Genomic DNA, 11,360 nt, shown 5'->3' on the forward strand with positions numbered 1-11,360 from the left:
CCGACACCGCGTCATGGTGCGAACCAAGGTTCGCACCCACCAGAAAGCGGTTCGCGCCAGCCGAATCTGTTCAGTAGATCCACGCCATGCGTGGATGCGGCCACCGACACCGCGTCATGGTGCGAACCAAGGTTCGCACCCACCAGAAAGCGGTTCGCACCCACCAGGATGCGGTGGCCTCAATACACATCGCGCCGGTAACGACCGGCCAGCAACAGCGCTTCCTTGCCCGCGGTACCCAGCACCTGCTCGATCACTGCATCCACCGCCGGGGCCATGCCCTGCAGGCTGCCGCAGACCAGGATCGTGGCGCCTTCATCCACCCATTGGCGCAGCGTTGCCGCTTCGGCCAGCAGCCGGTCCTGCACATAGCGGTGCGCACCGCCATCGCGGCTGAACACTGCATCCAACCGCACCAGCGTGCCGTCGGTCAGCATCGCCTGCAGTTCTTCACCGAAGTGGAAGTCATGCGCGGCGGTGCGCTCACCGAACAGCAGCCAGGTGCGGCGTGCGCCACTGCGTACGCGTTCGTGCAGATGCGCGCGCAGGCCGGCGATGCCGGTGCCGTTGCCGATCAGCAGCAGCGGCACATCGGCGGGCGCGCCATGGAAATTGTCGTTGCGGCGCAGACGCAGCTGTACCGGTTCGCCGATGGCAGCGTGGTCGCACAGCCAGCCGCTGCCGATGCCGGGTGTACCGTCAGCGCGCAGCTGGCGGCGCAGCAGCAGCTCAACCGCACCGTCGGCCATGACCGAGGCGATCGAGTACTCGCGATGCGGCAGCGGTTGCAGGGTCGCCAGCAAGGCAGGCAGATCACCCGGGGGAACCAATGAGGGCAGGTGCGAGCGCGCGACGCGTGCCAGCAACGTCTGCCCATCATCCAGCACGGTGTCCGCGTCGAAGCGTTGTGCATCCAGCCAGGCACGCACGGTGTGCGATGCGTGCTGCGGGCCGATCTCGGCGATGTCACCGGCCTGCCACTGCGCATTTGCATCGGCCGGGGGCTGCAGGCGCAACCAGTACACCGGACCACCGGGGCTGCCCGGGTTCAGATGCTCGCGTTGCAGCAGCGTCCACGGCTGGTACTCGGCCGGACTCCAGTCGGGCAGTTCGCTGGCGTTACCGCCGAGTTGTCCCAGCAACTGTTGCCAATGACGCAGTGCTGCCGGATCGGCGTTGTCGACCTCGATCGCATCGAACAGCGGATGCGCGCCGTGCTGGCGCAGCCACTGGTCCAGCTGGTGACCGAATCCGCAGAAGTGGCCATAGCTGCGGTCGCCCAGCGCGAGCACCCCGTAGTGCAGGTGCTGCAGCGAGGGCGGGGTGGCCATCACCCCGCGCAGGAACGGCAGGGCGTGGTCGGGTGGATCGCCTTCGCCGGTGGTGCTGGCAATGAACAGCGCGCGCTGGCTGGAAGCCAGCAGTGCTGCATCCACCTCATGCAGTCCGCGCACGCGCACTGGCACGCTGGCACCGCGCAGGGCCTCGGCGCTGCGTTCGGCCAGTTCGCGGGCGAAGCCGGTCTGGCTGGACCAGACCAGCAGGATGGGCGCGGTGTCTCCGGTTGCGGCGTCGTCGCGCGGGCGCCCACGCCACCACAGGGCCGCGCAGGCCAGCGCATACAGCACCGTGGCGAGCACCGCGATCTGCGAGTGCCGCGCCGGTGGTGCGCCCCGCCACCACGCTTCGCCGAGATGCAGGCGAAGCAGTGCCCAGCCGATCGCTGCCAGCAGGAGCAGAACCAGTGCGTTGCCGAGCCAGGCGCGCGATGGACGTGCGCTCATGCGTCCTGCTCGTCGAGCAGGCGCTGGAAGGCGCTGCTGAGAAATTCCTGCGGGCCGTCTTCCGCACGCTGCAGGTAGCGCGCAGCCAGTCCTTCGCGCTCGGCCAGTGCCATGCCTGCCTCACGTCCGAGCACGGTCAGTGCGGTGGTCCAGGCATCGGCGTGCATGGCGTCGTCGGCCACCACGGTTACTGCCGCGGCAACCTGCCGCACCGGTCTGCCGGAGCGCGGGTCCAGGCTGTGGCTGTAGGCCTCGCCATCGGCCTGATACTGGTGCCAGCGATCGCCGGAGGTGGCCACCGCCTTGCCGTCCAGCGCCAGCACCCGTGGCGGGGTATCGGTGTGCACGTCTTCTTCGGGGGCGGATTCCACCAGCACGCGCCACGGCTGGCCGTCCGGTTTGCGGCCGTAGCCGGCCAGTTCGCCGCCGACTTCGATCAGCGCGGCAGTGATGCCTTGTCCACGCAACCAGGCGGCCACGTGATCGACGCCGAAGCCCTTGGCGATCGCAGAGAGATCCAGTTCCAGTCCACCCGGTTGCAGCAGCGCATCGTCCTGCCACTGCAGGCGCTGCCAACCGCAGCGATCACGCGTGGCCTGCAGGGTAGCGTCGTCGGGCTGGCGGCGTTCGCCGGCATGTGCACCGAAGCCCCACAGTGCAACCAGCGGACCGATGGTGGGATCGAAAGCGCCGCCACTGGCGGAAGCGATGGCCTGTGCGCAGGCCAGAACGTGACGGGTTTCGGCCGGCAGCACGCACCATTGGCCGGCGTCGGCGCGGTTGTAGCGGCTCAGATCCGAACCACGCTCCCAGGTGCTCATCTGCGCGACCACCTCGTCCAGCCGCGCCTGGATGCCAGCGTGCAGCGGGTGCAGGTCGCGCTGGCGCGATGCGACCAGCGACACGCTCCAGGTGGTGCCCATGGTGGTGCCGCCGAGGCGGGCGATGTCGAGCAGGGAATCGGTCATGGTGGTGTGCTGCAGGCGCGATGCCGGGGCGTGCCCGGCATCGCGGTCCACGTCATTACTGCGGCAGCACTTCCAGCGTGGCGACGTAGCTCAGGCGGCGCTTGGCGGCCTGCTTCACCGAGGTCTTGTTGTCTTCGGTGCCGGTCTCCAGCCAGTACATGCCGGCTTCCGGCCAGGTCACCTTGATCTCACCCTTGGCATCACTGGTGACCTTCAGCTCGTCCTGCGCGTTGCGGTAGCGGGTGGCGCCACGCACTATCTCGAACTCCAGGCCGGCGGTCGGCTTGCCGTCGACCAGCACGCGGAAGGTGGCTTCCTCACCGGCGAACAGATCGTTCGGGTGGCCGACGGCGACCAGCTCGATGCCACGGTTGGTCGGCTTCAGCGCAGTGTCGTTCGGTGCGCCGTTGGTGACAAAAGTTTCCACGCGGCCGACCGACTGGCTCACTTCCAGCTTCTTCGCGGCCTTCGGCAGTTCACCGAAGGTGGCGGCGGTACCACGCCAGCGCTTGCGCTCGCCGTTCTGCTCGTAGGTGGCGAACAGGCCGTCATTGACCGACGCGATGCGGTAAGTGCCCTGCTGCTTCAGCTCAACGTCGAACACGCTGCGGTACTTGCCGGTGGCGGCGTTCTGCGCCTGCACGGTGCTGCCGTCGGGGGCGGTGATCACCACCGATTCCAGGCGCAGCGGAACGTGGTTGAAATAGAACAGGTCATTGGAGACCGCACCGTCGACGGTGATCCACGGCGCGTTGCCGGCGATCACGGTCTGCGAGGGCAGCAGCCAGGCCTTGTGGGCCAGGGCGGAGAAGGGAAGGGCAGCGGCCAGAGCGGCGGCGAGGACGAGCGTGCGCTTCATGCGGAAGACTCCAGGTGGATGCAGGGTGGTGCGGCGAGAGGAGGGGAATTACGACTTAATCCCCTCCGTCCCCTTTTCAGGGTTTGACGGCGAGGGTGACCTGGCCCAGTTCGGTGGCGCCCTGCGCCTTGCCGTTCTGTGCGGCGGTCGCCGGCCAGGTGAAGGGGATCTTCAGCAGCTCGCGGCCGCCGACTTCGCGCACCGCTTCCACCACCAGGGTGTAGTTGCCCGGAGCCAGCTGCTTCAGCGCCGGCTGCTTGTCGTTGAACGACAGCGCGTGCTTGCCGGCCGGGCGGGTCGGGCCGGTCACGCCGTCCACCGGCACCTGCAGGGTGCGGCCGCTCTTGCGCCACCACTGGCGCAGGTCGGGCAGCCACTTGGTGCCGTGGCCTTCGCTGTTGCTGGTCTGCTGGTACCAGACCGACAGGTTGGCCGCGACCTTCTGGTCGGCGCCTTCCAGCCACACCGCCACATACGGGCGGTGGTATTCGGCCACGTTGAGCTTGGGCACTTCGACGTTGATGTCGAGGGTGGTGGCATAGGCCGGCGAGGTGGCCAGCAGGCCACTGAGGGCGATGGTCAGGGTGACGCGCATGGGGCGGCTCCGGAAACGAAGGAAAGTCAGTGGATCAGCAGCAGGGCGATCAGCAGCGGGATCATCAGGCCGAGGCCGACCAGCGGCCAGGTCATGCGCCGCTGCCGTGCATGCAGGTGAAGCAGGAACAGGCCGGTGATGCAGAACACCAGGCAGGCCACGGCGAACAGATCCAGGAACCAGCCCCACGCCGGGCCCGCGTTGCGGCCCTTGTGCAGGTCGTTGAGGTAGGACACCACGCCGCGCGAGGTTGATTCGTACTCCACCGCGCCGGTCGCGCGATCGATGCTCAGCCAGGCGTCACCACCGGGGCGCGGCAGCGACAGGTAGATCTCTTCGGCCGACCACTCGGCCGGGCGCCCGCCGATGGCGATGCCCAGCTGCGTGTCCAGCCATTGCCGTGCCGGGCGCGGGATCGGCGCGTTGCCATCCTCGCGCGTGCCCAGCTGGCCCAGCAGCGCGGCCGGCAGTTCCAGATGCTGGTTCTGCACCTCGGGCTTGGCCTCGATCTTCGCGGCATGGTTGAGGGTCAGGCCGGTCACCGCAAACAGCAGCATGCCGATCAGGCAGACCGCCGAGCTGATCCAGTGCCACTGGTGCAGCGTCCGCAGCCAGAAGCCACGGTTCTGTTGCTGCTGCACGGTGGAAGAGGCAGGACGGCTCACGGCACGGTTCGAGGCGGACGGGGACTGCCCATTACATCATTGATGAGAATAGCTCGCAATTGCGTGTCGTTCTGTATCCCTGGGGGAATTGCCGGCCAGCGGCCGGCACTACGGACTGGCCGGCAATCCCACGGATCAGTAGATCCACGCCATGCGTGGATGGAGCGGTGCCGACCAAGGTCGGCACCCGCCAGGGCAGGGCGCAGAGATCAGAACTTCGCGTTCAACGAAATCCAGTAGCTGCGGCGCTGGTCCTTGGTCGCGTAGTCGTCCACGCAGCTGAACTCGCTGGGATTGAGCAGCAGGCACGACTGCGAAACGAAGTCCTTGTCGAACAGGTTGTTGACCCGTGCGTTGACCGTCAGCCACGGCGTGGCCTTCCAGCTGCCACCGAGATGGAAGATCGTGTAGTCCTCGTAATAGCGCACGTGGCGGGCGCCGGCACTGTCGATGAGGGTGTCGCGATAGCGGTCGTAGCGGCCTTCGCCGATCAGCGACAGGCTGATCGCTTCGTTGATCTGCCAGTTGAGGCTGGCGTTGGCCATGTGCTTTGCCGGCGTGGTGCCAGAGATCGGGCGTCCCTTGTCGGGGCCGCTGGTCTGCTCGCTCTTGGTCCACGTGTAGTTGCCGCGCAACTGCAGGTTGTCGAGCAGGTCGACATGACCGGCCAGTTCTGCGCCGCGGGTCTCGGCCTTGTCGATGTTCACGCTCTGGGTGAAGGTGCTGTAGCCCAGTGCTGCCCAGCCCGGGCCGATGTCCACGCAGTAACCGCTGCCGGCGCGGGCCACTTCGCAGTTCGGGAACGTGCCGCCGCTGGCGATCTTGTCTTCGAACTTGTTGAAGAAGCCGGTGACATTGAAGCCCCAGCGCTGGCCTTCGTAGTACGCGGCCAGCTCGTAGTTGGTGCTGGTTTCAGGCTTCAGGTTCGGCGAACCCACCAGCGGCAGCACGCCCTGGCCACCGAAGCCGGTGATGCCCGGGAACAGCTGATCCGGTCGCGGGGTCTTGTAGCCGGTGCTGACGCCACCCTTGAAGGTCCAGGCGTCAGTGGCGTTCCACACCAGGTAGCCGCGCGGGCTGACATGGCTGCCGAACACGTTGTGGTCGTCGTAGCGCAGGCCGAAGGTGGCGGTGAGGGTGTCGGTCAGCGACCAGTTGTCCTCGGCGAACAGCGCCCACATGCGGTGCTTCTGCTTGGTGTTGCTGCGGTAACCGGCGCCGTCCATGCCGAACACGCCGTCGATCATGTCAGTGTCGTTGTACTGGCCGCCGACGGTCAGCTTGTGCGCGCCGAAGTCGAGGTCGAGCATGGTGTCGAGCACGTAGCCTTCCAGCTCCATGGTGCGCAGCGGACGCGGCAGGAATGCCTGCAGGCGTGCCATTTCACTTGGGTTGAGGGCGGCCAGTGCATTGCCGCGGCCGGCCGCGCAGTTGTTGGCGCCGCCGGTGCGGCGGCAGACGTCGTTCCACAGGGTCTGCAGGTTGGCGCGTTCGTCCAGGGTCAGCGGCAGCGAGCGGCCCAGGTTGCTGCTCTTGCTGTGGGTCAGCGAGGTCTGCCAGGTGCCGAAGCTGTAGCGGCCCTGGTGGGTCAGCGACAACTGGTCGCGCTCGTAGCGCTGGTAGGCGGTGTAGCCCACGCGCGGCTGCACCACGCGGCGGGTGACGGTACCGCTGCCGTTCGGGTTGGGGATGACGGCATTGCCGACGCGCCACAGGCTGGCCAGGCTGTCGAGGGTGCCGGTCTGGCCCTCGCTGTTGTCGTACTTCTGCCGCGACACGTCGTAGTCCAGCCACAGTTCGTGGTCATCGTTGACGTGGAAGTTCAGCCGCACACCGGTGTTCCAGTTGGTGTTGGCCACCGACTTGCCGCCGCCACCGAAGCCGATGCTGCGCTCCCACAGACTGCCGTCGGGCAGGGTCAGTGCATCCCACTCCGGATTGGAGGCCTTGGCGTCGTAGTAGCTGCCGCGTACTGCCAGGCCGATACGGTCCTTGACCAGCGGGCCGCTGAGGTAGACGTCGGTGGTACGCGCATCGCCGAACTGATCGTCCTGCTGCACGGTGAAGCCCTGGGTGAGTGCGCCGTGCCAGCTGTCCTGGTTGCGACGGGTGATGATGTTGATCACGCCGCCCATTGCATCCGAGCCGTACAACGTGGACATCGGGCCGCGCACCACTTCAATGCGCTCGATGGCATCCAGCGGCGGCAGGTAGGCGAACTGGCCACCGCCGAAGTTGTTCGGATACAGCTGGCCGACATTGCTCTGACGGCGGCCGTCGATCAGCACCAGGGTGTACTCGGAGGGCAGGCCGCGCATCGAGATGGTGGCACGGCCGTTCTTGTCGCTGGCTTCCAGACCGACGTCGATGCCTTCAACGTCGCGCAGCGCGTCGACCAGATTGGTGTACGGGCGCTTGCTGAGTTCTTCGCGGCTGACCACGCTGATGCTGGCGGGTGCATCGACCACCTTCTGCTCAAAGCCGGAGGCGGTGACCACCACCTTGTCCAGCGTCTGTGGCGCGCCGGAAGCGTCACCGTGGGCGAAGGCAGGGGCGGTCATGGCCGCCAGCACGGCGCTGGTCAGCAGGGTACGGGACAGGGACGAACGGACACGATGGCGCTGGGCCATGGCAGTAACCTCGAAGGATGCAGGGTGGTGCAATGCCAGGCGCGAACGGCGCGGCATGCACGGGGAGGCCCGGTCAGGGGCGGCAGGGATGAAGCAGGCAGCGGCGTGCGGGCACGACCGCGCAGGCGGTCACGCGGGGCCGTGAATCAGGCGAGCGGCGGCGCCTGGCCGCGTTGCTGGCGGCGCCCGGGCGCGTCGGCCCAGGGCGTGTCCGGAGCGGCCAGCGGCCAGTCCGGGCGCACGCCGGGCATGGCCGGCGTGGTGGGTACGAGTTCAAGCTCGGTGCGCAGCCATTGGCTGGCCAGCAGCAACGGCGGGCGTGCCTTCTCGGCCGATTTCACCGGGGCGGCAGCACAGCGGCGCAGTTTGGCCGGTGCTTCTTCCTGCGGGGACGCTTCGCCACCGCGCTCTTCCAGCGGCATCTGCACGGCCATTCCGGCCTGGCCGTGGGGCAGCAGCGGCAGGGTGCCCAGCAGCAAAGCCAGCATCGCCACCCACGCCAGCAGGCTGGCCAGCGCAGGACGCTGACCGCGCATGGCGATGCCCATCTTGCGATGGATGAGTGGGCGAGGGCGAAGCGGGCGCAGCAAGCAGGGGTCCCCAAGGGTCTGCCGGCAGCGGCCGGCATCAACGGGGCGTGATTGTAATGAGAGCTGTTAGCTGTTGCAAATGAGAATGATTGCCAAATTGTCGCGGGTCGGCCGGATGGGGCTCAGACTTCGCTCCAGCGTCGCAGCAGGTTGTGGTACACGCCGGTCAGCTGCAGGATCGCCTCGGCGTCACCGCCGGTCTGCCGCAGGCGCTCGATCGAGCCATCCATTTCCCACAGCAGGCGGCGCTGCACATCGTCGCGGATCATGCTCTGTACCCAGAAGAACGAGGCCACGCGCGTGCCGGCAGTGACGGGGCGCACCTGATGCAGGCTGCTGGACGGGTAGACGATCAGGTCGCCAGCGGGCAGCTTCACTTCGTGCTCGCCGTAGGTATCGCTGATGATCAGTTCGCCGCCCTCGTACTCCTCGGGCGCGGACAGGAACAGGGTGCAGGAGATGTCCGAGCGCAGTTGCTCGCCGTTGGCCAGGTTCATCACCGCGCCATCGACATGGAAGCCATAGGTGCCGCCACCGCTGTAGCGGTTGAAACGCGGCGGCAGGATCTTCAGGGGCAGCGCGGCAGCAAAGAACAAGGGGCTGCGGCTCAGCGCGGCCAGTAGGTCCCTGCCCAGCTCCGCTTTCAGGGGAGATGCATCGGGTAGCTGCAGATTGTGCTTGACCATCGCGCCCTGTGCACCGACGGTCTCGCGACCGTCGGTCCAGTCTGCAGCGTCGAGTCGCCTGCGTGCCTGCGCCACGTCCTGGGGTGAAAGCACGTCGGGAATGTGCAGCAGCATGGCGGTTCCTTTGGGGGCGCGGGGGAGTGGGCTCCCCCGCGTGCTGCATCAGAAGCGGATGTCCGCGCTGAGCAGGAAGGTGCGCGGGGCACCCGGGGTGTAACGGTAGCCGCTCTTGTTGATGCTGGCCACGTACTGCTTGTCGAACAGGTTGTAGCCGTTCAAGCGCAGCGAGATCGTCTCATTGATCGCCCAGGACACGACCGCGTCATACACCACGTAGGACTTGGTGAACGACGGGGTGCCCACCGCGCCGTCGGTGCCGCGGTGCATGCCGGCGGCATAGCGTACGCCGCCGCCCACGGTGATGCCGTAGGGCAGGGTGTAGCTGGTCCAGCCGGTGAATGTGTCGTCCGGGGTATAGGTCAGGTTGGTGGTGCCATCGGCGGCCACCTTCGCGCCTTCCCTTACGTCGGTGTCCAGGTGGCTGTATCCGGCGCTGACCGACCAGTTGTCGGTCAGGCGGCCGACTGCGGAGAGCTCCACGCCCTTGACCCGCTTGCTGCCGGTCTGGGTCGGGTTGCCGGCATCGTCGAGCACGGTGGTGTTGATCTCGTTGTCCACGTCCGTCTGGAACAACGCAAGGTTCACTGCCAGAGCGTCATCCAGGAAGGCCCACTTGCTGCCCACTTCGAAGGTCTTGGCCTTCTGCGGATCCAGCTTGGGATTGTCGGCACTGCTGGCCGAGCTGCTCAGCTGGAAGTTGGCGCCACCCGGGGGTTGCTGCGAGATAGCATAGTTGGCGTAGACGCTGACGGTATCGCCGACCTTGTAGAGGGCGCCCAGCTTCCAGTTCAGCAGCGTATCGGACGCGTCCAGCGTCGGGTTGCGCAGCACCGTGCCGGTAGGATTGCCGCCGCACGCCGGGCCGCCGCGGCCACCACACACCGACGCGCTGGCGTACTCGGTCTTGTAGTGGTCCGCACGCACGCCAGCGGTCAACAGGAAGCTTTCGCCGAAGGACAGGGTATCGAACAGGTACACCGAGGAGGTGGTGGTCTTGCCATGTGCATCGGCGCCGTTGTGCGCCCAGTTCAGGCCGCTGACGTTCCAGTCCGGGTTGTACAGGTTCGCAGCGGGCCAGCTGGTGCCGGCAGCGGCGGCCTGGCCGTAGCTGTCCAGTTCTTCACGGGTGAATTCCAGGCCAGCGCTCAATGCGTGCCCGACCGCGCCGGTGGCGAAGTCGGCGCGCAGGTTCAGCTGATCGGTGAGGATCGTGTTGCGCTGGTCCTTGAAGGTCGGCAGGCTGCGCGCGATGGCGTAGCTGGAAAGGTCGGCCGGGTTGGCATAGGTGATGTTGCCGGTCGGGCGGCCGCCTGCGCCGCGCACGCCGGTGCCCATGAAGGCGGTGAGCAGGTAATCCTGTTCGGTGCGACCCCAGCGGGCGGTGTTGGTCAGGCGCACGCTGTCGTTGAAGTCGTGCTCGAAACGGAACGTGGCCATCTTCGCGGTCACGTCATCGTGGTCGGCGCGGGTGCCGTAGAAGTTCTCCGGATCGACCGGGTGCCCGGCCAGCGCTTCCAGCGTCGGCTGCGGCGTCCAGCCCGGCAGGCCCAGGGTGGGCACGCCACCATCGGGCACGTTGTCCTGCTTCACGTACAGCAGGTTGAGGTAGTAGCGCGTGGCAGTGCCCAGGCCGAAGGCCAGCGACGGTGCGATGCCCCAGCGCTTGTTCTGCACGTGGTCGCGGCCGGGCTGGTCGCTGTCCTGCCACATGCCGTTGATGCGCAGCGCGCTGGTGGTGCCCAGCGACTGGTTCCAGTCGGCGGTGGCGCGGCGCTGCTGGTCGCTGCCCAGCGAAATGCTGGCCGACGTCGCGTCCTGCAGGTTGGCCTGCTTGCTGACAAGGTTGATCGCGCCGGTCGGCGCCGAACGGCCATTGTCGGTGCCGGCCGGCCCCTTGGTCACTTCCACCTGTTCGATGTTGAACACATCGCGCGAGATCGAGCCCAGGTCGCGCACACCGTCCACATACAAGCTGTTGGAGGTGTCGAAGCCGCGCATGAACAGCGCATCGCCGGTGGTCGTGTTGCCGTTCTCGCCGGCATAGAAGGTGCCCACGCCCGGGCTGTTGCGCAGCGCCTCGGTCAGCGTGGTGGCACCCTGCTGGTTGAACAGGTCGCTGGTAATCACTTGGATGGTTTGCGGCGTGTCCTGCAGGCGCTGGGTGAACTTCGGCGAGGCCACCTTGTCGGCTTTGTAGCCCCGGGTGGCGTGCACGTCGATCTTGTCCAGCGTGCGGGCGTTGTCGGTGGCTTCAGCGTGGGCCAGCGCGGGCAGGGTGGCCAGGCCGAGGCCGGCGGCAAGACTGGCGGTGGCCAGCGGCAGGGTACGAAGCGGCGAAGCGTGCTTGCGGCTCTTGATCGGGTTCATGGGCGTCTGCAGAAGGGGAACAGGGAGAGGCGGCCGGCGCGGGCCGCGCGGCAGCAGTACGTAGAACGGGGGGGGGGGGGCGTGCGGAGGCGGCTG

General features: G+C 67.3%; 9 protein-coding genes. All 9 read right to left on the minus strand.

The window, feature by feature from the left end:
- Nucleotides 1-179: 179 nt before the first annotated feature.
- Nucleotides 180-1,784 carry a sulfite reductase subunit alpha gene (locus tag QRO95_RS17080; protein ID WP_285303065.1) on the minus strand — a complete coding sequence of 535 codons (1,605 nt, stop codon included), beginning with the start codon at nt 1,782-1,784 and terminating at the stop codon, nt 180-182.
- Nucleotides 1,781-2,752, minus strand: a complete 972-nt coding sequence (locus QRO95_RS17085; RefSeq protein WP_285303066.1) for an FAD:protein FMN transferase — start codon at nt 2,750-2,752, stop codon at nt 1,781-1,783. Before QRO95_RS17085 ends, QRO95_RS17080 begins: the two co-directional genes overlap by 4 nt.
- Nucleotides 2,753-2,807: 55 nt before the next feature.
- The gene (locus QRO95_RS17090; RefSeq protein ID WP_121503994.1) at nt 2,808-3,611 is read right to left on the minus strand and encodes a DUF4198 domain-containing protein; all 804 of its coding nucleotides are present in this window, start codon (nt 3,609-3,611) and stop codon (nt 2,808-2,810) included.
- A gap of 76 nt (nt 3,612-3,687) precedes the next feature.
- Nucleotides 3,688-4,206 carry a DUF2271 domain-containing protein gene (locus tag QRO95_RS17095; RefSeq protein WP_004147429.1) on the minus strand — a complete coding sequence of 173 codons (519 nt, stop codon included), beginning with the start codon at nt 4,204-4,206 and terminating at the stop codon, nt 3,688-3,690.
- A gap of 26 nt (nt 4,207-4,232) precedes the next feature.
- Complete coding sequence (locus tag QRO95_RS17100) at nt 4,233-4,871, minus strand: PepSY-associated TM helix domain-containing protein (protein ID WP_285303067.1); 639 nt, start codon at nt 4,869-4,871, stop codon at nt 4,233-4,235.
- 209 nt (nt 4,872-5,080) lie between these two features.
- A complete protein-coding gene (locus tag QRO95_RS17105) occupies nt 5,081-7,501 on the minus strand; it encodes a TonB-dependent receptor domain-containing protein (RefSeq protein ID WP_285303068.1) in 2,421 nt (806 codons plus the stop codon).
- A 146-nt stretch (nt 7,502-7,647) separates the two neighbouring features.
- Nucleotides 7,648-8,049, minus strand: a complete 402-nt coding sequence (locus tag QRO95_RS17110) for a hypothetical protein (protein WP_285303069.1) — start codon at nt 8,047-8,049, stop codon at nt 7,648-7,650.
- A gap of 164 nt (nt 8,050-8,213) precedes the next feature.
- Nucleotides 8,214-8,891, minus strand: a complete 678-nt coding sequence (locus QRO95_RS17115) for a Fe2+-dependent dioxygenase (protein WP_285303070.1) — start codon at nt 8,889-8,891, stop codon at nt 8,214-8,216.
- A 48-nt stretch (nt 8,892-8,939) separates the two neighbouring features.
- Nucleotides 8,940-11,264, minus strand: a complete 2,325-nt coding sequence (locus tag QRO95_RS17120) for a catecholate siderophore receptor Fiu (RefSeq protein ID WP_285303071.1) — start codon at nt 11,262-11,264, stop codon at nt 8,940-8,942.
- Nucleotides 11,265-11,360 lie beyond the last annotated feature (96 nt).

The organism is Stenotrophomonas maltophilia group sp. Smal13 (assembly GCF_030236855.1).
Taxonomy (GTDB): Bacteria; Pseudomonadota; Gammaproteobacteria; order Xanthomonadales; family Xanthomonadaceae; genus Stenotrophomonas; species Stenotrophomonas maltophilia_A.

Bases quoted from the DNA above. Each gene is read 5' to 3' on its own strand.
- QRO95_RS17080 (WP_285303065.1), bottom strand. From the start codon at position 1,784: ATGAGCGCACGTCCATCGCGCGCCTGGCTCGGCAACGCACTGGTTCTG.
- QRO95_RS17085 (WP_285303066.1), bottom strand. From the start codon at position 2,752: ATGACCGATTCCCTGCTCGACATCGCCCGCCTCGGCGGCACCACCATG.
- QRO95_RS17090 (WP_121503994.1), bottom strand. From the start codon at position 3,611: ATGAAGCGCACGCTCGTCCTCGCCGCCGCTCTGGCCGCTGCCCTTCCC.
- QRO95_RS17095 (WP_004147429.1), bottom strand. From the start codon at position 4,206: ATGCGCGTCACCCTGACCATCGCCCTCAGTGGCCTGCTGGCCACCTCG.
- QRO95_RS17105 (WP_285303068.1), bottom strand. From the start codon at position 7,501: ATGGCCCAGCGCCATCGTGTCCGTTCGTCCCTGTCCCGTACCCTGCTG.
- QRO95_RS17110 (WP_285303069.1), bottom strand. From the start codon at position 8,049: ATGGGCATCGCCATGCGCGGTCAGCGTCCTGCGCTGGCCAGCCTGCTG.
- QRO95_RS17115 (WP_285303070.1), bottom strand. From the start codon at position 8,891: ATGCTGCTGCACATTCCCGACGTGCTTTCACCCCAGGACGTGGCGCAG.
- QRO95_RS17120 (WP_285303071.1), bottom strand. From the start codon at position 11,264: ATGAACCCGATCAAGAGCCGCAAGCACGCTTCGCCGCTTCGTACCCTG.